The sequence below is a fragment of the Caballeronia sp. LZ033 genome, assembly GCF_031451265.1.
GTDB lineage: Bacteria > Pseudomonadota > Gammaproteobacteria > Burkholderiales > Burkholderiaceae > Caballeronia.
On sequence record NZ_JARUXQ010000001.1, the window covers coordinates 3,309,960 to 3,330,798 of the forward strand.

General features: G+C 55.7%; 11 protein-coding genes. 9 read left to right on the forward strand and 2 right to left on the reverse strand.

Features of this window, described 5'->3' with window-relative positions; all coding sequences use genetic code 11:
* The first annotated feature begins 91 nt into the window (after nt 1-91).
* The 4 genes from QCE62_RS15480 (at nt 92) to QCE62_RS15495 (ending at nt 4,543) form a co-directional block, all read left to right on the forward strand.
* Nucleotides 92-1,039, forward strand: coding sequence for a hypothetical protein (locus QCE62_RS15480; RefSeq protein ID WP_309919435.1), 948 nt, complete (start codon nt 92-94; stop codon nt 1,037-1,039).
* Between the two features lie 761 nt (nt 1,040-1,800).
* Complete coding sequence (locus QCE62_RS15485; RefSeq protein WP_309919437.1) at nt 1,801-2,178, forward strand: hypothetical protein; 378 nt, start codon at nt 1,801-1,803, stop codon at nt 2,176-2,178.
* A gap of 453 nt (nt 2,179-2,631) precedes the next feature.
* Entirely contained in the window at nt 2,632-3,951 is a 1,320-nt protein-coding gene (locus tag QCE62_RS15490) for an inovirus-type Gp2 protein (protein WP_309919439.1), read from the forward strand.
* Between the two features lie 166 nt (nt 3,952-4,117).
* Nucleotides 4,118-4,543 carry a hypothetical protein gene (locus tag QCE62_RS15495; RefSeq protein ID WP_309919441.1) on the forward strand — a complete coding sequence of 142 codons (426 nt, stop codon included), beginning with the start codon at nt 4,118-4,120 and terminating at the stop codon, nt 4,541-4,543.
* Nucleotides 4,544-5,762: 1,219 nt separating this feature from the next.
* Here QCE62_RS15495 and QCE62_RS35280 read toward each other — a convergent pair.
* Nucleotides 5,763-6,026 carry a stability determinant gene (locus QCE62_RS35280; protein ID WP_409017844.1) on the reverse strand — a complete coding sequence of 88 codons (264 nt, stop codon included), beginning with the start codon at nt 6,024-6,026 and terminating at the stop codon, nt 5,763-5,765.
* On the reverse strand, nt 5,944-6,387 hold the full coding sequence (locus QCE62_RS15505) for a hypothetical protein (RefSeq protein ID WP_309919448.1): 444 nt from the start codon (nt 6,385-6,387) through the stop codon (nt 5,944-5,946). The genes QCE62_RS35280 and QCE62_RS15505 overlap by 83 nt, the downstream gene beginning before the upstream one ends.
* Nucleotides 6,388-7,086: 699 nt before the next feature.
* Here QCE62_RS15505 and QCE62_RS15510 point away from each other — a divergent pair.
* The 5 genes from QCE62_RS15510 (at nt 7,087) to QCE62_RS15530 (ending at nt 20,823) form a co-directional block, all read left to right on the forward strand.
* On the forward strand, nt 7,087-9,690 hold the full coding sequence (locus tag QCE62_RS15510) for a DNA phosphorothioation-associated putative methyltransferase (protein ID WP_309919451.1): 2,604 nt from the start codon (nt 7,087-7,089) through the stop codon (nt 9,688-9,690).
* Between the two features lie 417 nt (nt 9,691-10,107).
* Nucleotides 10,108-12,015 (forward strand): hypothetical protein, encoded by a 1,908-nt coding sequence (locus tag QCE62_RS15515; protein WP_309919454.1) that lies wholly within the window; start codon nt 10,108-10,110, stop codon nt 12,013-12,015.
* Complete coding sequence (locus QCE62_RS15520) at nt 12,012-13,565, forward strand: hypothetical protein (RefSeq protein ID WP_309919456.1); 1,554 nt, start codon at nt 12,012-12,014, stop codon at nt 13,563-13,565. The genes QCE62_RS15515 and QCE62_RS15520 overlap by 4 nt, the downstream gene beginning before the upstream one ends.
* Nucleotides 13,559-18,970 (forward strand): FtsK/SpoIIIE domain-containing protein, encoded by a 5,412-nt coding sequence (locus tag QCE62_RS15525; protein ID WP_309919460.1) that lies wholly within the window; start codon nt 13,559-13,561, stop codon nt 18,968-18,970. Before QCE62_RS15520 ends, QCE62_RS15525 begins: the two co-directional genes overlap by 7 nt.
* A gap of 20 nt (nt 18,971-18,990) precedes the next feature.
* A complete protein-coding gene (locus QCE62_RS15530) occupies nt 18,991-20,823 on the forward strand; it encodes a DUF262 domain-containing protein (RefSeq protein ID WP_309919463.1) in 1,833 nt (610 codons plus the stop codon).
* Nucleotides 20,824-20,839: the final 16 nt, after the last annotated feature.

Genomic DNA, 20,839 nt, shown 5'->3' on the forward strand with positions numbered 1-20,839 from the left:
GTACTAGGCTAAATCAACGTCATCCGAGAATGCGGGTCAGATCATAGCAGCGAGCGAAAAGAGTGAGCAACTTTCGCAGGATCAACCTTCCATGGCTGTCGGGCTATCAGAAGCGATCGACGGGATTGCAAAACGTATCGATCTACCCTCGCATTGGGAGAGAAGCATTGAGCGCTGCGCATTTTCCACTTTGCCCTATTGTGGATTTGATCCGGAGCATAACCGCATCCACCGTAGCCAAGCCGCGTTATTGGCCGCTAGCCTTGCCCGCTCCTACAGGCGCTGGAACGCCGCCGCCGACTTGCATTTCTGTCTGAGCGAGGCAGGCGACGAAAGACCCGTGTGGCGCAACTGGGTGAGTACGGGAAGGCCTGTTCGGCTTGATCCAGAGGAATCGAAGCGCGCCATGTCTTTTCTTGAGCTTATGTCTCGGGATTCTGAGGAGCGCCTGATGGCTTATCTGAATGGCAAATTCGATGCAGGTCTGAAACAGCCTCGTGGTCTACCACCATTGTTTCATCGCGTCGATCGCCATTGGGTCGAGTGTTTAGGTTTTGAGCGCGGTGCACTGATCGATTTTCTGGATTGCCAAAACGTTTCGCATGAGCTAGTTCGATCTCGCATTCGCCGCTGCGCCGGTGCCGAGAATCTAGCTACCGGGAGTGGCGCGGCAACGTCAATCGATGAATCGACCTCTCACCTGAGATTCATATATCCGGAACTTTGCGATCGCGAACGCAGCCTTGCGGCACGTCACAGCAAAACCGACGCCCAAAAAAAACTCCCAGTACTACGCGGAGAGATGGCGGACATCATCATGCAGGCCTGGGAGCGTAGCGGCAGAAGCGACAACGCCCAAACGATTTTTCGCCAACTTTTAGCCATAGCTCGCATGGACCCACATCCTCATCCCGTCGTCAAGGTGTCGGAGGACGGACATGTCCTTACCTATAAGGACAAAACTGCGACAGAACGGGACTTCACCGTGAACGACGTGACCTCTCGGCTAAGAACCCTGAAAAGGGTAACTAACCAATAACCCGTGCTGCTCTCTGAATCCGCTCAGAGAGGGCCCAACGTAATTCGGTCGCGTACTCGTCGGCAGTCGTGTCGAGTACCGTTATGGCTCAACCCCTGGGCTGTAGGTCTCGACGAGCGAACACGGATTGGTGCTAGCCGAAGGACCGGCAACCATATCGACAAACAGCCGTATTGAGCTCCCGCTCCGGCGTTGTTCGAGATTGGCCAGTGTCGCTCTGGTTAGACCGGGGAAAGCAGCTGGGGCCACGGCCCGCGTATGTATCTCAGCGCACTCCCAGGCGCGCTCAACCGTGCGACGATGCGCTCGATGATGAAGAGTATGGGCGGTGAATCGAACTGCCAGCGGACTCTCCGATTCCACTGTGCTCGACGCGGATCGGCAACAAACAGCGATCCGATCAACGCGATGACGTATGGCGCAACCGACCTGGCGAGCGGCCCGCTTTGGGCACAGAATCTTCACGTTTGATAACGCCACCAAGTGGCTGTGCCCAGTATCCGAGATACACGAGCTAGTGATTGTGGGAGAAGCCGTCGAGGAGCCAGTTGGTTGACGATACCCCTGCGAACAATACCCACGCATAAATCCGCGTATATCGCATAAGTCTACGGAACGATCAAATACGTCATAACTACGCTTAACCTTGCTTCTCCGCGATCTGTCGTGATCCGGGATCTTTGAAATGGACACGTCCGTCAGGCTCCAGGCGCTCCGCGGCGCGGTCCCCGATTATTTTCACCCAGAAAGGAGAGCAAGCGATGAGCAAAAATTCGGTAACTTCCTCGATCGACCCCCATCGCGAAAACGCTTCGGCGATGTTGGCTCAAGTGACGGCGAGCCACCCGGTTGCATTGTCCGGGAGATCGATGCCCGTCGATTCCAACCATGGCGATTTGCATCTGGCTTGTGCGAAGGCCTGCTATCTGATTCATCGACACACACACATTGACACCGAGGCCGCGGCGTCGAGGCTGCTTGTTTTGCCCGAAACGCTGCTGAAGTCCCATAGTGTAAACGGCCACTATATCGGTATTCGCCCCGTGCGCTTACCGAATCGCAAGCTTGCATGGCCTTTGGCTGAAATCACGAAGCTGTTCGACTCGTCAAACCTTGCGAATATCGCGGAGGCGGAATGAATTGTTATCGCTACTGCTCGCATCTGCCGCGCGATTAACCGTTTCTGCAGGTAAGCCGGATCGAGTCGCGTTAGACCGAGTATCCATCTCGTTATATGGCTGGGTCAGCAGCCAATCAACGCCCTCGATGACCTCAAACCATCCGCATGCTAACGCGGGGACGTTTCTGTATATCCCATAGCGGCGGAAAGGCTGCGATCACGCCGGTAATGGAATGCCATTTTTGTCGCTGGAGTGGGCGCATCACACATAGGGAATTCTGGTTATTACTGAGATATATAGTAAATGAACATATAGGGAATGAAAATATAGTAGATGAAAAAAAAGTAACAGAAATGATGGCGAACATCGACAACGATACCGGCTACATCGACGTGAACAAGGACCTGGCGTCTTGAACGTGTTAGGCAAGGATGAACCACTGACCATTTCACGATCGTCAGTGGAAGAGATATGAAAGAAAAAAAAACATGGAAGCAGCTCGTAGGCGAGCGTCTAGGAAATCTGGCAGCAGAATCAATCGATCTAGGTTCTCGAATCGATGGCGCTCGAGATAAGAAAGGGAGTCGTGTCTTGCTAGGTGAGAGTACCAAGAGCCTGCATACACTTGTGAACTTAATGTACAGAGTGATAGAGAAGAAGCAAGTCGCCTTCAAGTTCGATAAACGGATGGGTAAGTCGGCTGCTGTCGAAGCCTCTGCGTTGGCTAACTACTACCGTCAGATGCCGAATATGACCGATCTCTATCGGCATCATGAGAATTTTGCACCGCTGTTGAGGCATTTCTTCGAGTGCTTTATGAATCACGACATCGTGGAATGCCGCTTTACGAATCCGAACGATAAGACGGCTGACGGTAGCAGCGAAGCCGAGGTATTCAATAATTTCCTGGCGTTCATGTATGAACAGGGCGTGCGCGTCAACATAAAGAAACAGATTGAGGATTGGCAGAATGGCATTGATGATAATGCTGCGCGTCTGAAAGTTTACATAGATGCGTTGTTCGAGCGATACGCACGCCTGGTAGTGGTCCGTATCGATCTTGAGTACAAGGTGGCATGCCCGAATGCGAAGCAGGTTGATGCCGCGAAGCGTGCGCTAGCAAAGGAGTCGATGCTCCGTATAGAACGCTTGTATGGCCGCCAGCCGGAAACCGGTGAAGTGCTGGAAACGCAAGCGCGTTTCGACGTTTCCGAGGTGATGGCGGACCGTGATCACCTGTTCGAAAACATGCGCTCCAAGCCGTCAATCTTTCGGCACTGCGTCGGTAAGGTCTGGCGCATCGAGTGGTCTCGCGCGAGTGGTTACCACCTGCACGCCGCGTTCATCTTCGATGGCTCGAAGGTGAAGAAGCATGAATGGCTCGGTGAGCAGATTGGTCAGTACTGGGTGAACACCATTACCCAGGGCCGTGGGCTGTACCACAACTGCAACCGCGACAAGCACAAGCACGGCGAGCGGTGGGGTATCGGTGAGATTGGTCACAGCGACACGATCAAGCGCGGAAAGCTGATGTGCGCGCTGAGCTATCTGGCGAAGCGTAGCCAGTACGTGTACGTGAAGCCCTCGGTGAAATGCAAATGCTTCGGTACTGGTCGTATGCCGAGTGCGAGATCGGCCGCCGGTCGTCCGCGCAAGGCGGGTGGCGGAGGCCTAATAGGCGCGTCTGAAGGATGCCGACATGGGGACAACGGGGATATGCAAAGTAGCTCTTGGCATATCGCAAATAGCTCTTCGCTGCGCCAGACGGGCCAACGCATGGATCTTGGCTGACAGGCTTCATACCCCGCTCATGCGGTGCCTCGGCTAGCCGCGACGGGAATCTGAAGGCTTGGGGGCCCGTTGAATCGGCCTGCCTCCACGAGTTATCACCGCTGGGTAGCGCAGCCTGCTCGCGGCAGCTACACCGCGTGTAAAAATTTTCACGGGAAGGATGAATATGGGACAGGAGAATACGTCGATGGGGGCTGCATTTGCTTCGGCTCGGGTTAACTGTCAGGAAACTCGTATAGATGATGCGAAAAGATCGAGTAAGAATGTGCTGGAGATGTTGCGCGCAAAGATGCAGGAATATCAACCAAAGCGGGCAATGTCGAATCTGGACATCATCCGTGAGATTTTCGATCTGCTCGATGAGAAACTGAAGGCTGGTGGCAAGTACGAAGAACTCGTCGAGCTAATGAAGAGTCCCGACTTTGACATCAAAGCAGGGACCCTCAAGACTATGATGTCGAAGATCCGTGCCGAACGGAGAATTGAGCGTGCCCAGTGCCCGTGCTGTCATACGGACGTACCAAGTTCGCAGATTACCGTGCAATATCGAGATGGTGTGACGCGGCAGTCCGATAGACTGACCGAAGCGTAAATTTCGGGTGAACGTTGACGGGCAACTCGCGGTTCTCGTGCGTTGCCCGTATCTACGATCGAATTGATCAAGGCGCAACTATCGCTCAGTGCGGACACTATGCGTTGAAAGCGCTCACCTCATGTTGCAGAGCGCGTCGCTCAACTCTCAACCGTCTATACGCACTGAGCCCGAGGGCAGCGTTGCGGCATACACGCGGCTCAAGGATCCGATGGATCAGTTCGTGAGGCACATCGATTCCCGCTTTCACACGCATGTCGACCTCCCTGATGGAGGTCTAATGCGCGCTGCGACTCAGTGAAAAGATTGAAGACATCAAATCCCGGAGCCCAGTCAGTCGACGGCCGGCGAGCCGTTTCGTACGAGGACGGCAGCTACTCCTGCAGCGGCGTCAATTAAAGTAAAGGATAGCAAGAGCACGTGGTGTGATGGACGTCGCGCCCGAAATGTCATGCGGCTCGAATTCCGTTCCGAGACGGTTGCCGAGGCAGTGCAGGACGCTTATCAACGAACGCTCGAATCGTTCGTGGCGGAACAAAAAACTTAACCCTTTGATTCCATTGATAATTGCATTGCAAACCACAAGGCCACAAGCTGACGCGGAAAGAGAAACGCCCAGCGGGAAACTGAGGGCCTTCGCAGAAATGGGCGTGGCCGGAGATCCTCGCTACGCAACTCTCGGGCTGGAAACTGGAAGGCACGTATGGCGGGCGGTTCGCCGGTCATCTCGTGCTGGATGAACCGAGTCGCCCGATCTGCACAACCACTAATACATTCTGCTTTCCAAGCACGGACGGCCTAACGATCTGATTGCCTAGTTCGTGCCCACCCCGAAAGGCCTTCTGTGAAAATTCCATGACATTGCCGGCACGCGTCTGACAGCGATGTTGCACCTTGAATAGTGCAAAGGGGTCGGTGGAATGACTTCGAGCTCGACGAACTCTCAGCTGACCAAGACATCCTCGCCAGCAAACGGGCAGTACCATAGGAACTGCGCCTTGAGCAGTGCAGGGGCCGCACCTCCCTTGAGCAGTGGGCCATTTCGCGTGTGGCTTTTACGCGACTTTCGCGGGGGAGAACAAGGGAGCTTGAGGCAATGGTGGCCGATGCTTCGATCCGACTGTTCATGTCGCGAGCAGCGGCCGAGTTGACTTCTGCGATGTAGGGAACGATTCAGCGCAAATTAGCGGGCTCGGGCGCGACCAACGAACTTTACGCGTCATCCCTTGGTTGCCTTCTGCCTCCCCTCAGCTTCCTGGATGATCCGGTCCGTCTCGTCCATCACCGCTTCGTGCGGAATGTCCGGGCCTTGATCATCGAGTTCTTCCGGCACCTTCTTTCTGAACCACACGTCGTAGGCTTCCGCGTCTTCCTTCGTGTCGTATTCGAAAATGAGCGGGTCAAGCTTCGTCGTCGTTCTGGTTCTCCGTTTTAACGGGGTACTCTCTTCCTGCCAATTCGCGTCGCTTACGCCAGCGCGCAATGCTGGATTTCGTGTCAGCCAGCAATTCGAGACGGGAGCGCTCCGCCGGACTAAGGTCCTTGTTTTCCTCGAGCAATCTACGCGCCTCCTTAATCTCCGCAACCTGATCCTCCATATCGCGGATCAGTTGCTTAGACCATGCCTTGTGCTCCTCTTCAGAGTGGAGGGGCGCATCGCGCATACTCTCGAGCGCCTTAATGACCTCGTCCACGGTAAATGCACTTGGTCGCGGATCTCGCATCTCGCGGTACTTGATCGAAATTATCTCATCATCGATCCACTCAGATGGCACCACGTAATCGGGATCGTCCATCCGTATGAGGATGTCGTTCCGGATCGCGTTGAGTTCGTCCTCTGTCATTTTCCAGTTAAGAAACAAAGGATTGAAATTTCAACATTACGCGAAGGAGGAGGAATGGTCAACGCCCTATCCCCGTTTACAGCCGGCCACGGGCAGATTAACGAGACCTGTTAGAAGCTCTGGTACTGGGTCAAGTAACAGGTTCGGAAGAGGCAACTATGGAAGCGATTCTTGCGGGTCAGTGGTCGGGATTTCAGAGCTCCAAGCGAACCCGAACTGGTTATCGAGCACGCCGAGGATGGTGTCGTGGCGGTGCTCAACCGCAACAGGCCAGTCGCTTACTGCTGATGGCTGTGATACCGGTCACGACGCCGAGTCCTTTTGTTACAGGACCGGGACGCGGAAGATGCACAAAGTTCGTTTCATGAATGAGTTGCTCCGCAGGTACGCGACCACGGGCCTCCGGAAGAACCGGACGACGTGATCGCGTGAAATAACAAACGGACCGGGCGCAGGACGCGCCCGGCTTATGCCGTAAGGTCGGCGAACTGGCGGCGCAAAGCGGAAGTTCTAGCCTGAGAACAGCCGAGGTGCTGACGGACGCCGGCGACGGTCGGTTTGACGGCCCCAGAGCGCTCGAAGTTTCACGCGGGTTGGATGCGAGTTATCCTGTTGTCTGGCCGAAAATCGGCGGTTCTTTATGGGAGTGGGTGGCGTCAGGCGCCCGGACCGCTGTGTCGATATCGAGAGCGCAAGGACATGAATTTGACAACGACTCGGGAAATTCATCCGACTCATCCTGAGACTCATATCGGAAAGGTCGTTTCACGGGATATATATTTCCACGTGTCGCTTCTAGAATTCCTTCCGGATACGATGCGGCACACTGTGGACGAAGGCATATCGCTGACGACGCTCACTGCCGGCAGGGATTTCAACGTCATTCGGCTGCGGCACTCTATGTCGGATATGTCGTTGCTCGACTATCCGAAGTTTTTTGACGAAGCATTCCCAGCGCTGTTCCGCAGCTGGTCTATTGATCTCGATCAGAAGAAGTATCGATATCGGAGCTATGAATCGTCAATCAACCCCCCGATCCTGCATCGTAAAGAGCTTCTCCTAGCGAGCGATCATCCACGCCGGGAAGCTTTCACAAAGTTGACGCAGGCGGCAGAGCAGGTTGGTTTATTCGATGACCCGGCGCGTATCGGCTTTCGGCTGACTTTCGATGCTCTTATAAAGCAGCATGGCTATCTCTTGGTGGAACACAATCTTGTCCCGATTGCCAACAACGAGCCAGAGGACTCGCAGGACAAGAGCAGTTTCGGCGTAATAGAACGTCATCGCACTGCGTTGTGCCGCTACAGCTTTTCGGCACCGATACAAATGCTTTCACGCTTTGGATTTCTCGACGGAACGCGTTCGATATTCGATTACGGTTGCGGCCGGGGAGACGACATAAGAGGACTCAAGGGGCTTGGAATTGACGCCGCAGGCTGGGATCCTCACTACGCGAATGAGCAGCCGATTGTATCTGCTTCCATCGTTAATCTTGGATTTGTCGTAAATGTGATCGAGAACGTGGCCGAGCGTGAATTCGCTATTAAGACGTCGTACTCTCTATCGGACGAAATCCTTGTCGTTTCAGCCATGCTTTCAAATCAGGATTCTGTCCGCGGTGTCCCCTATGGTGACGGCGTCTTAACTTCGAGAAATACCTTCCAGAAATACTACTCGCAAGCGGAATTGAAGGCTTTCATAGAACGCGTCACGGGGAACGATGCCATAGCGGTCGGCCCGGGTGTATTTTTCGTCTTCAAGGATAAGGATCACGAGCAGCGCTTTCGTTTTGCTCGAGTTAAAAGTAAGCGCCGAATCGTCCCGCCCACGTCCTCGGCGCGTCCGGCGCCTCGAAGCACAGCAGAAAATCCTGTTGCTAAGCGCCGGACAAATCGCCTCGAGCTGTTGTATGACCGTCATCGGGAGTCTCTCGATGAACTCTGGCGACTTTGCCTGACGCTCGGTCGCGATCCGGTCAGAAACGAATTGCAGGGGCTGCAGCAAGAGGTTGGCGCGTTCGGATCGCTAGCTGCCGCTATCAGGTTTCTCAAAGAGACAAAGGACGATGCCACGCTGCTCCTTGAGCGAGCGGCGTCCTCGCGCACGGATGATCTCCGTGTCTACTTCGCGTTACTGGAATTCGACAAGCGTTCCCCATACAGCAGGCTCGAGCGCCAACTCCAGACTGACGTGAAAGCATTCTTCGGCAGCTATCCTAATGCACTCTTCGCCGGCAAACAGCTACTGTTCAGCTTGGCGGATGTGGCGCAGATATCTAGTGCGTGCATTCAGGCGGCGGAGCAAGGTCTAGGATGGCTGGAGGACGGTGTATCTCTTCAGCTCCATACGGGCCTCGTCGAGCGACTGCCTCCAATTCTTCGTGCCTATATTGGTTGCGGTACGGTTCTTTATGGCGATGTCACGAGCGCCGATCTCTTGAAGATTCATATTTCGTCTGGGAAGCTGACGATGATGAAATTTGACGATTTTTTTGGATCGCCATTGCCTCGAATGATTCAGCGGGTAAAGATTAATTTGCGTAAGCAGGAGTTGACAATTTTCGACTACGGGGATGCTTATCCTGAACCGTATCTATATAGAAAATCTCGCTTCCTTAACGAGGAGTCGCCTTTTTTTGCTGAGCAAGTGTTGTTTGAGTCCGCGCTGGATGAGTTAGGGGTGTTCGATTTTGATGGTTACGGACCGAATGCTGAGGCGTTTAACAAGAAAATCGATGAAATGCGATTGGTTGTAGATGGCTATAGGTTGATTCGATCTAAATCGATTCCGTCATTGGATCAGAATTGTGGGCGTTATTTAACGTTTCGCGATTTAATTGAATGCGGTGAAACGCAGGCAGCATTAGGTGTCGAAAATATTCCACTTGAGCCGGAAAGCTTTAACGCGATCTTTGATCTGGCTTCCCTTGTGATTGATCCAGTCATCGAGTACTTTGGCATGATCAAACTGACGTTCGGCTTTTGTTCGCCAGTATTGGCATCAAAGATAAATGGGCGGATTGCGCCAAAGCTAGATCAACACGCTGCGCACGAGCGAGCGCGTCGTGGCGGACATATCTGCGACCGTCTCGGCGCGGCATGTGATTTCCTTATCGAGGACGAGGATATGGCTGACGTTGTCGAGTGGATCATAGGTAACGTGAAGTTCGACCGTCTGTATTTTTACGGTAGCAAGCGGCCCATCCACATTAGTTATAGTCCGACGCCAGTTCGACAGGTGATCGATATGATCGAGACGTCGGAGGGCAGGTTGGTCCCGAGGCGCCGCCGCGTCGGCATTTGATGGGGCCCGTCGAGGACGAGTAGGACTGAATCGGAACGATGACGGTGTCGTGCCGTTGCGTCTCCCTAGATCATCATGCCTCGTCGCCAAAAAAAAGGCCTCTGAGCCAGTAGCATTTGCGCGTCGGATGCTGTGCAAGGCTGGCAACCTATGAAAGAATTGCCATTTTCTGCCGATAATAAGATACGACTTCGGGGGGCAAAATGTATAAGAAGATCTTGTTTGCACCGCCGTCTTTTCGGCGCCGGCAGGATGCTTCGGGGGCTCCTGAGGTCCTTTTAGTGGATGTCCATTGGCAGCCCTTTTCACATCTACCGGTCGAAATTTACAACGTATACCCCGTCGCGCTCATGGGTCCGCGGCCGCACAGGCGCGTCTGTATCCGGCGTTGCGTCGGGTAACCCGAGGGAGACCAACATGACTGATTCTGAACAGCAGGGGGATGGTAGCTCGTACGCACTGCCTTCAGCAGCCTGGGTTCGATTTCTTCGAAGCTATGGCCCGACACCGAACAACTTAACGATGTTCGATGAGTATGTGACAGGTGCGCTTGCAAGGGCCAAAGTACAACCCATCGGTTTGTCGACACCGTTGCTGGAAGCGATGGTGGAGCATGTGGCTTCCAGGACTCCGGGCTCTATCTTGATCGCTGGTACTGCAGGCGACGGCAAAACCTATCACTGTCGCGCGTTGTGGACGCGATTGGGAGGCGATCCGAAAGAGTGGTCGAGCAAGGGCAACATCAAGGAGCTCAGAATTGCGGACGGTCGCTTAGCTGTTTTTATAAAGGACCTCTCCGAATTTAACGGCGAGGAGAGCGATCTGCCGCTGCAGCGGCTTGAAAAGTCTGTATTGGGAAGCGACGACTCCGAGGTGGTTATCCTGGCTGCAAACCACGGCCAATTGCTCGACCGCTTGCGTGATTTGGGAAAGCGGCAAGACCGGATACACCCGCTTCGCAAGCCCCTGCAAGAGCGATTCTTGCAAGCGGGTCCGTCACCCCTTCGGCTCGCTGTATTCGACCTTAGCCGCACAACGAGTCGAAAGACGCTCGAAGAAGTCGCCAAGGCGGTAGCGGGTCACACCGAGTGGGAAAACTGCAAGCGTTGCTCGCTCAAGGCAGCAGGTAAGGTCTGCCCCATCGATGAAAACCGCCGCAGGCTTCTCGGTGAGGCCGATGATGGGCAGCTCGCTCGCCGTTTAGGTGATTTGATCGAGATCGCGCGGCTCAACGGACTTCATCTTCCCGTTCGCGACCTCCTTGCTCTGTGCTCGAATATGGTCTTGGGCTACTCCGATGCTAAAGATGCCAAGGAGAACCTGATGACTTGCGCGGATGTGGCCAAAATTGTGGATTGCGGCGACATCGGCAAAGCGAGCATCTATGCCAATGCATTCGGGGCAAACCTGCCGAAGCGGAGAGCTTTTGATCGTCCCGTCTTCAAGGCAATGGCCAGCTTCGGCGTAGGCGAGGAAACCACCAACGCCGCTGACGGCCTCTTAGTCTACGGAAAGGACGATTCTCGGCTTCAAGCCGACTTTGATCGGTTAGTTGGTGGCGACCAGGTCTACGGAGCAACTCCAAGCTTTCGTGCTGCCCAGAACGCGTATTTGGAGGGGTACGAGGGTGCTCGTCTTGAAGGCGGCTCATCCGAGTTCTTGGAAATGCTCGAGGCCCAGCGCCGCCGGCTCTATTTCACCGTGCCGGACACGGAGGCCGGCTATCCCCGCTGGTCCATGACCGCTTTCCACTTCGCTGGCGACTACTTGGACATGATCGAATCGTTGAAGTCTAAGAAACCAGTCAGCGAAACGGTCCGTGGGCGCATCGCCAAAGGGCTTAATCGCGTCATGACCGGCTTGTTGTTGGAAAATGTCGACCGTATCTTCATTGCCAGCTCCGGAGGCTTCACGCAAAGCCGCGTTAGCGTGCTCTGCGACCATGAGACGCCGTCCCGCCGGCAGGGCGGGGTTGGCATGGCAATCAAGCTCGACGAAGTGACTGGCCGCCCGCAGCTCGATGTTTCGCTCTCGCCCGGTCCCGGCAATTCCGTTGCGTTTGACCTCACTCCTATCCGTCACGAGTTCCTGTCGCTTGTAGCGGCCGGCGCGTTGCCAGCGAGCTTCTCCAATGAGTGCCTCGAAGATCTGTTGGCCTTTAAGGCCAAATTGCTGCGAAAGGCGGAGATTGTTCGCATCGCAAGGCTCGCCGGCGACGACGACGAAGTCGGTGGGGAAGCGTCCGCGCTTACGCTGAATTTCATTGACATCGAACCGGGAGGCCGTGGCTTCGCTCGTCCCGTAACTGTGAGAGCCCCAGCATGAGCGAGATCATCAAGCGCCCAGAGATCAAAAGCGTCGATTTTTGCGTCGACGAGAACATCTGGGGCCACCGCCTGTACGACGAGCAGCTTCCGCACTTGACTGTGCTTGAGTTTTTGGGCGTGCTCGGTTCGAACCTGGGCAAGCCTCTACGCCCTCAAGAAGATTTGGGTGGCGCGGTCAAGTTTCAACCGCAACGTCAAATCCGGCTGCGCGGCCTGCTCTTCAACAACCCTTACGTCGAATCCATTGCCGAAAGCGCCCTGCCAGACGCGGAGAAATGGAAGCAGTGGTTTGAGAAGTTTGATCAGGGCAAGACGGGTAACGGCGACGACGACATGGTCTACCTGCGTCACTCGTTCTCAAACTTCGACGATTTTGCCAAGGCCATCGAGCTGTTGCGCTCCTCCTCCTTCGAGTCCCGTAGCAACAAGCGTTGGAGTTCGAAGTTCGTCTTCCCCTTCGGTCCCGATGCCCTCTACGAGGACTTGGAAATTGACTCGCGCGGCAAGATGAGTAACGACCGCCGCTTTTTCGCGCGCACTGGCGAGTTGCTCTATCTAATGCTCACGCGAGCGAAACGGGGCGCAGAGCTCGGCGACACCTTGGCGAGGCGCCTATTCGACCGCGAAGCTCCAATGAATCGACTCGCGCGTGCACTGCAAGGTGCACCTCAGCTAGCCGACGACCCGCGGTCTTCCGGCTATTTGCCCGAGGTTGCTAACGCACGGTTTGACCGAATTTGTGAAGACTGGCTATCCATTCTCGGCAGGGACATGCCGATCTACGATGCCTTGGAGCACCTAATTGCCATCTCTGGCCTCAATATGCTTCTTTACTTCCTGGAGCGGGCCAAGCGGATCGCGCGCGACGATGATCCCGTTGAGATCGTCTGCGAGATCGTTTCCAAGGAGCGCACGAAGGTTAGAGCACTCTCGGGCGATAGCTACCAATTCAACCAGGGGTTGCCCGCTAAGGCAGTGCGCGCATATGTCGAGTCTATTCGGCAGGACACACTCTGGAACGACGCTGGCTCGAATGAGTTCCCGGACGCTGAGCGAGTGAAGCTTATGCGCGAACGCTTCCAGTGGCCGTCATTAGATGGGGGCGACGACGAGGACTACACCGGAAAGAGTCCAGACGCCCTCGTCGGGGATCTCGTTGAACTCTCACTTGCACGCCACGAGCAGCACGTCGGAAAGATTCACGCGTCTTGGTCGCGCGCGATCGGACTCAGTTCGCGACGGCTATCTCGCCGAACACGGTACGCGCCCAATGACAGGTTGCTGAAGTCGATTGTGGTTGCCATTGTCGAAGATCGCATGCAATTTGATGAGTTTCTCGCCGAAGCCAAGCGGCGCTATGGTCTAGTATTGGGTGACGCAGAAGGTGCGCGCTTGGTCGATGCCAAGTTGGTTGACCAAGAGGAGCTCAGCGAGAACCGAGACAACCTCGAAGCCAGACTGGTTGGATTGGGTTTGGTCCGCAGGCTTTCTGATTCCTGCTCGTTTGTTGAAAATCCGTTCGCGTTCAAGGGAGAGGCGGAATGCTGACCGATCGCATCATTGGGCGCGTCGGCGCATACATTCTCGCCAAGCGCATTTCGAATCCGGACCAGCCGGGAGATTCGGCAGCGCTCTTTCGGCTTGACAAGCTCTCTGCTGGCCAAATCGCCGCAGTGGCGCGGGCAGTGTTGGCCAATCCCGATCTGGTCGCGCGCGTGGAGCTTATGATCCCGGAGGCATTGGTCGAAAGCCAAGGCCTCCCAGCAGAGATCCTGATCTCTCACAACGCAGGGTATGTGCGCAACAACGCTGTAACTTCCAAGGCGGCGATTCTTACCGCCAATGGGAATGAACACAACCTCGCAGACACATTGGGCCATGTAATGGCCATTGGCGCCAAAGAGATGCGCGCCGATCCCGAGCCGTGGGTGGAGGCTGCGTTGTATGCGGGCGGCCTTTCGCCGGTCCCGGACGACCGCGCAGTATTTCACGCTGCGATTGGCGGACTGCTTTCCTCCTCCGAACTTTCGCTTATTCAGCTTGGCGAGTTTTGTTCTGACATTGTCGAAGCTTTGTCTAGTCGCGGCTTGGCCATTCGCGACGCAGTCGGTTTCGCCCTGCCTCGAGCGGGGCTTCCTAGGGATAGCTCTTTTTTTTCGAACGCCAAGACGTTTGGGATGACACGCAAGCCGTGGCAGAAGGCCTTCATCAAACTTTTCGCGCAGCGTGCGCCACTGCTCAAGAAGCTTCGGCAGAACGGCCAGTTGCTCGATGCTGAAGAGCTTTTAGAGCGTATCAAAGCTAACGAGTCGGATATTACCGATGGCGCGCGGCAAGCCTTGGAGGAATTCGCTGCCGCTCCCGCTGGCGATCAAGAGGCGGCCACGACACTGGCGCAATTCGAATGGGAAAGTGACGGCGTTTACTTGGCCTTCGACAAGCCTAAGGAAAAGCAGCTTGGTTTGGCAGATTCTACGATCCGGTTTTTCGATCACGACTGCGATCAGGAACATTCCCTCGATGCCGAGAGTCGCACACTCTTGGATGATCTGAAATCGCGCGAACGCCGTTCTGACTTTAATGAGGAAGACGAGGAGTTCTTCGTCAAGCATCGCCGATTGCTCGAGCAAGACGCGAAGCTCTGTGCTCGTTGGGAAAAGGCCTTGTATGGCAAACCCATCGAGTGCAATGACTTCTTTGACGGCTTTGCACGTGTGGTCAATAGCCTACATGCGGGCCTTCGTGATCCAGAGGGTGAGCGCATCTTGCGCTTTACTGTCACCAAGGGACGTAAGGAGTGGCGCGAGCGTTTCAACTACGACGCTGGAACGTACTTCTCAGCGATGTACCGCGGTTTGAAGGAGCTGATGGGTTCCAGGGCGGATTGGAAGGTCGAGCGGCTTGGCAACGCGAATTTGCCCGACCCGCTCTTTGACTACGAAGCCTTTTTCTCCAAGGAAAAGGAACTGCGCGGCGACAAGAAGAACAAGATTCGACCGAACGCCTCGCTTTCACGGGCAGCGTTGCAGATCAAGTTCGATGTCGCGTTGGTGCAGACCGCGAGCGGCAAAGAAACGATGTTGGCCAAGACCCAACTCTTGTGGAGCTACAAACCAACTTCGATAGGCTTATCGATGGTTGCCGACATGCGCCGCCTCCTTGAGAAGGGGGGCGTCGGATGCACTGAGGTTTCTCGCAGGCTCGTGAGCAAGAAAGGCGGCGTCCAGAACGTCTCGCTGCTCGACACAGGGACCCTGGAGGCTACTTATTCAACGGATGCCGGTTCGCTAGTCCCCGCGGCCAACAAGTTGCGCAGCCTTCGTTTGGATATAAAGGGGCGAATCAAGGAGCTTTCGGAGGATGGCCGGATCACGCCACAGCAACGAGACGAGATTCGAGGCGCGTGGGACGAGTTCGAAGGCCAGTACATCAAGGCGATGGAGGACTTCGTGTCCACTGGCGTCCATGGTGAGGCCGTTATGCGTCAGGCGGAGTCCTTTGGCGCACTGCTGACGTCCTTGATGGCTCATGCTCGCGGTGACGTTTGCCGTTCGCGCTTGGTCTCCGAGGTCCTCTCGGTTGGTACAGTCCGCGTGGCTGGTGACAATCCGGCGTTGATCATCCCTCCGTGGCATCCTGAGCGCATGAAGGCGCTAGCGGTGAAGTCCCGGCGCGTGGCGGGCTTTGCCACTCACTTGCTGTCAAGCAACAGCATCCTCTATGGCGACCGCGAAATCTTCATGCGGGAGCTCTCCGACGAGATTGCACACCCGTTTTATCCCGAGATCGCTATCCTCAAGCGCACGAGTACCTCAGCGCTCGTCTCGGAAAGCAGCACGGTCAACGGCTATAGTCTTTTGGAGTCGCCCACACGCGGTACTGAAGACGCGATGACCGATGTCGAACCAGCCGCCGCCGCAAAGCAAGCACGTGAGCTTTTGGAGCGCTACGTCGGATTGCAGCCGCATGAGGCTTCCAATCTGAGCGTAGTGCTCTACAACGCCGATGCCGCGGAGTTGCCCCTTGCGACTGTACGGGAGCTGTCGTCGATTCAAGCCGATGGAAAGCTCCGATGCAGCGTGTCGGTGCGCCACTCGGATCCGGCAAAGCTTCGAACGGTTTATGGCGAACTGGTGAACAAGGCTGGCGATGATCCTGATCTGCCAGTGGTTAGCGAGACGAGCGATAATTTCCTCTCGAAGTTGCGCATTTCCGTAACTCCGATCTCGGCTACACCCGGCGAAAGTGAGCAGGGATTTAAAGCCTTCGACGTGGCTTTCTTGCATGACGTGGTCGCCCGTGCGGCACAATCGGAATGGCTTCCGGTTCCTTGGACCAATGACCGACCCAATTTGGATCATGCCCCATCGCGATGGTCCTATCGTAGTGTCTCGGGCGAGAACGAACTCAAATCGACGACATATTTGACATGCCCTTGGCAGACCGCGTCGGGCTGGGCTTATGTCTCCGCCGTTGCGGCTGTCGACCGCGAAACTGATGCTTCGCCCGACGAGAGATACCTGCCCGCGCGTCGTATCTCGCTTCAAAGCGCCGCCTTGGCTGGCATGATCAAGGACGCGCACGACCTAGCAGAATGGGTGGCGACCTACGATGAGCTGCTCGATAAGCGTCAGCTCCAACACAACGACATTACGGTGGTGCGCTACCGTCGTGGCTCGACTAACGGCCGCAACATGATCGTCAGCTCGACCTCCGAGCTACGGCTACTCGGCGTGCTTGTGCGCCGTCGCTTGGAAGAGCTGAATCTGCAGCTCGATCCCGAACAACTTGAGGCTACCGTCGCCAAGGCGCGGCGCGATGCGCTTTCTGTCTCCGGTGACATTGTGCTTCGCGCGGCTAAGCGCGGTGTCTCTGCAGGCGAAATGATCGGCTTGGTCCTCAGCCGCTACTTGCTTGCGGAGGAGTTCAAGGCTTCCGCTGCTGGTAGTCAGGTGCTGACTGCGTATTTTCTGCTCGACGACTATGCGAGTTGGCTGTCGCAACCTGAAAGTCGCATCGCCGACATCCTCGCGCTTAATGTCGAGGAGCGAGACGATGGAATCCGTGTCGTTATTTCGATCGTCGAATCGAAGTATGTTGGGGCAGACGGATTGGCTAAGGCCCGCCGTGACTCTAAGGACCAGCTCTTGGCAACGCTGGGCATGTTCCGCGAGGCTCTGTTCGGCGACCCGGGTCGCCTGGATCGCGACGTGTGGCTCGCTCGCCTGGCGGATATGCTTATCGACGCCGATATCCCACCAAACATGACGGATCTGATGGAGCGGGCGAGGGCGAAGCTGCGTGAAGGCGACGTGGAGATTTCTCTCCGTGGCTACTCGCAGGTCTATGTTCATACCTCGGATGCAGGCTCCGCATCTGCCTCCGACCAAGAGCTGCTCGACGACACTGAAGGCGTTCAAGCTTGGCAGGAGGTTTTTGACAGACATGATCTTCGAAAGCTTGGCGAGGCCTATGCGAAGGGGGACGGCGGATTCGAGGCTCGTGCTGGACTTGGGCCCCATCAACCATGGGCTGGGCACGATTTCAAGAAGCCTGCTGCTCGGGTACCGTGGCTCGCGGCGATAGGACAGCTGGCCAGCGGCCCCGTGGAGTCTTCCGAAGATGAGGTTTCAATCGTTGTTTCGGATGCCGGCGGCCTGAGCCAATCGAGTGACCCGACGACCGAGCACGAGACGTTCGCGCAAGATCAGGCCGAAGTGTCAAAAATCGTTGAGGCATCGGCGCCAGCCTCAGTCCCTGCGGCGCCAATCGATCTTGGCGCTTCGCTTTCTGCTCTGGTGGCTACCAAATTCGCGGGCGGAGGGCAAGGGGACGCCGAGCGTGAGGCTTGGGCAGAAGAGGTGAAAAAGAAGCTGAAGGCAGCGCTGAATAGCTATGGTCTGCAGGCTGCGATTCTGGGTGTACGCTTGACGCCCAATGGTTGCTTAGTTCGATTGGCGGGTTCAGACAGGATGCGTGTTGAGGACATAGAGAACAAGCGCACGCAGTTACTGACTACTCACGCAATCAACTTGGTGACGGTTCAGCCGAAACCAGGCGAGATAGTGGTGACAGTCGCAGGAGCGAAGAGGCAGGCGGTGTCGTTGTGGGAATTGTGGTCCCGCCGCGAGCTCAATCGCAACGTCGCTGGCATAAACACTTCTTTCCTGCTCGGACTACAGGAGATCAACGGTGCGCTGCTGTATTTGAACCTTGGTTCTGAATTCGGCGGCCTCTCATCGCATGAGCCGCATTCACTGGTGGCCGGCGCGACGGGCAGCGGCAAGTCAGTGCTCATCCAGGCGCTGCTGTTGGACATTGCAGCGACAAACCCAAAAGAGCTGGCTCAGATCATCTTGATCGACCCCAAGATGGGCGTGGACTATGCCCCGTTGGCTGACTTGCCACACATGCGCGAAGAGATCGTCACGACCAAAGAGAGAGCATCCGAAGTTCTCGGGGCCTTGGTTGAAGAGATGGAGGACCGCTATCGGGCCTTCGCCAAGGCTAGGGCTCGCGATTTGCCGACCTATAACTCGAAGGTTTCGGCTGAGGAGCGGCTTCCAATGGTCTTCCTGGTTCACGACGAGTTCGCCGACTGGATGCTGGACGACGCCTATAAGTCCGCGGTGGGGGCCGCAGTTCAGCGCTTAGGAGTGAAGGCCCGCGCGGCCGGAATCCATTTGATTTTCGCGGCGCAGCGCCCTGATAAGGACGTGATGCCCATGCAACTGCGTGAGAACCTCGGCAACCGTTTGATTTTGAAGGTGTCCAGCGAAGCAACGTCCAAGATCGCGCTCGACAGGCCTGGAGCCGAATTGCTGTTGGGTCGCGGACACCTAGCCGCCAAGCTTAACGGCGAGCAAGGTCTGGTCTTCGCTCAAGCTCCGTTCCTATCGGATCAAGACATCGAAGCGGCGGTCGCCGCTATCCGGGCTGATAACACTAACTAAAAAAAGAGGAAGAGAAAAATATGGATGCACATGCGATCCCGGTGCTCAAGCTTTACGAGACCGTAAACAAGGCATACGTCATTCCGATTTATCAGCGGCCGTTCGCGTGGGATTCGAGAAAGGCCGAAGAGCTGATGGAAGCTGTTCTTCAAGACGCTACCGATAATGCCAAGATCACCTCGCTCGGCACGCTGCTGTTTTGCGACATTCGCGACGCGAATCCCTTCGGCAATAACTCCCCGACCACGATTGCTCCATCGACTATGTGGGAGATCGTTGATGGGCAACAGCGCCTAACCGTCTTCGCGATCATCGGGTATGCGTTGAATGAGCGTCACAAGACGTTGGTCAAAGAAGGCCTGGTCTATTCGCCGCCGCTTGAGTTCGATATGCTTTTTTCGACGTCACGTACGCGGACTGGAAAGACGGTCCCGGTCCTGATTCGTGACGGCGACAATTACGATACGGGGTTTCAATCGGACTTGGCCGGGATGCTTAATGCATTCGCCGGCCATGGTAAGTGGCTAGAGGGTGCCGGGCACCGGCTCGTTGATACTCGCAACGCCATCGTCAAATGGGTGAACGAGGAGCTGGAAGCAGAGAATTTCGCGAGGTTTAGCGATCACTTCCTGTCGAAGTGTACTGTTGTTCAAGTCGTCGCCGACGATCAGGACACAGCTTTCACGATGTTCGAACCCTTGAACTCCACCAGTGAGCCTCTGACTGCCTTCGAGGTGTATCGTTCGAAGGCGGTGCGGCAGTTCAGCGCTCAGTTCCCTAAGACGGAGCTGCTGCTGGATTATGATGCGAGTAAGCGCGACGAGGTGATCTCGCGTTCCAACACGCTGATCTTCTCGATGGCTCAAGTTTACTCGGGAGATCGTCCGCGTATCCATTTCGTGCCGCTCAAGCACTACCTCGACGGCAATGTCACTCCGCAGTTCATCGCCCATTTCGAGGACGCTGCCGATTTCTTCCGAACGGTTTGGCTTGATCAGACCGCGACGGATGCTTGGTTCGACGATGAAGCCAAGAATTGTGTGCGCTTCTTGAAGGCGATGTCTCATGACATCGCCATTCCGCTGCTGCTACGCTATTACCTCACCCAGCGTGCTGATGTTGGAAAGGTGCTCAAGATCGTGGTCGCGTTTTACAGCTTGTGGCGAGCTGCATACCCGACCAACGCTCTTCCGAAGACCTATCGGGCTCTACTGAATAAAGGTTCGGTGGATGACCTATCCATCGCTGGAGGGCAGCCGTTGAAATCGCCGCCCGATCTGGCCGCGTATTTTAAGGGAAAACTATCGGAGAAGGTTGGCGCCCTCGCCGCCAAGCAGACGATCGAGCAGAAATGGCTCATCGAAACGAATCTGACTTACGACGAGCTTAAGACGCTCTGCCGCCTGTTCATCTTCATCGACATCGGCGCAACCATCAAATCGAACCTCGTGCCAAATGACCCATGGACATCGGTGGACGACGTGGAGCACATTCACGCGGTCGCATTGGCTCCCGTGCCCGCAAGCGTTCACCGTATCGGCAACCTGACCTTTTTGCCGAGCAAAGTGAACAAGTCGTTGCAAGACGCACCTTGGGAAGAGAAGATGGAGGTCTACGGATGGCTAGCGGATCCGCACAAGGCTCCAGCGGCGTCTACTCACTACGCGAGTACTGGACGTGCCGTGCACAAGGCAGCGAAGGATTTCATCAATGATGCAACGTCGTCGGCGTTGCCTCATCTTGTCGATATTGCTGCGCACGCGTCGTGGGGTCAGGCAGAGATTGAGGCGCGGTCTTCAGCTATGCTTGGCCGAGTATGGAACGTGCTTTATGGCTCTTGGTTAAATCCCTGAGGAATCGCCGCCGACT

Excerpts from the sequence above, each read along its gene's own strand:
- QCE62_RS15505 (WP_309919448.1), bottom strand. The coding sequence starts at position 6,387 with ATGACAGAGGACGAACTCAACGCGATCCGGAACGACATCCTCATACGG.
- QCE62_RS15495 (WP_309919441.1), top strand. The coding sequence starts at position 4,118 with ATGGGACAGGAGAATACGTCGATGGGGGCTGCATTTGCTTCGGCTCGG.
- QCE62_RS15515 (WP_309919454.1), top strand. The coding sequence starts at position 10,108 with ATGACTGATTCTGAACAGCAGGGGGATGGTAGCTCGTACGCACTGCCT.
- QCE62_RS15510 (WP_309919451.1), top strand. The coding sequence starts at position 7,087 with ATGAATTTGACAACGACTCGGGAAATTCATCCGACTCATCCTGAGACT.
- QCE62_RS15480 (WP_309919435.1), top strand. The coding sequence starts at position 92 with ATGGCTGTCGGGCTATCAGAAGCGATCGACGGGATTGCAAAACGTATC.
- QCE62_RS15485 (WP_309919437.1), top strand. The coding sequence starts at position 1,801 with ATGAGCAAAAATTCGGTAACTTCCTCGATCGACCCCCATCGCGAAAAC.
- QCE62_RS15490 (WP_309919439.1), top strand. The coding sequence starts at position 2,632 with ATGAAAGAAAAAAAAACATGGAAGCAGCTCGTAGGCGAGCGTCTAGGA.
- QCE62_RS15520 (WP_309919456.1), top strand. The coding sequence starts at position 12,012 with ATGAGCGAGATCATCAAGCGCCCAGAGATCAAAAGCGTCGATTTTTGC.
- QCE62_RS15530 (WP_309919463.1), top strand. The coding sequence starts at position 18,991 with ATGGATGCACATGCGATCCCGGTGCTCAAGCTTTACGAGACCGTAAAC.
- QCE62_RS15525 (WP_309919460.1), top strand. The coding sequence starts at position 13,559 with ATGCTGACCGATCGCATCATTGGGCGCGTCGGCGCATACATTCTCGCC.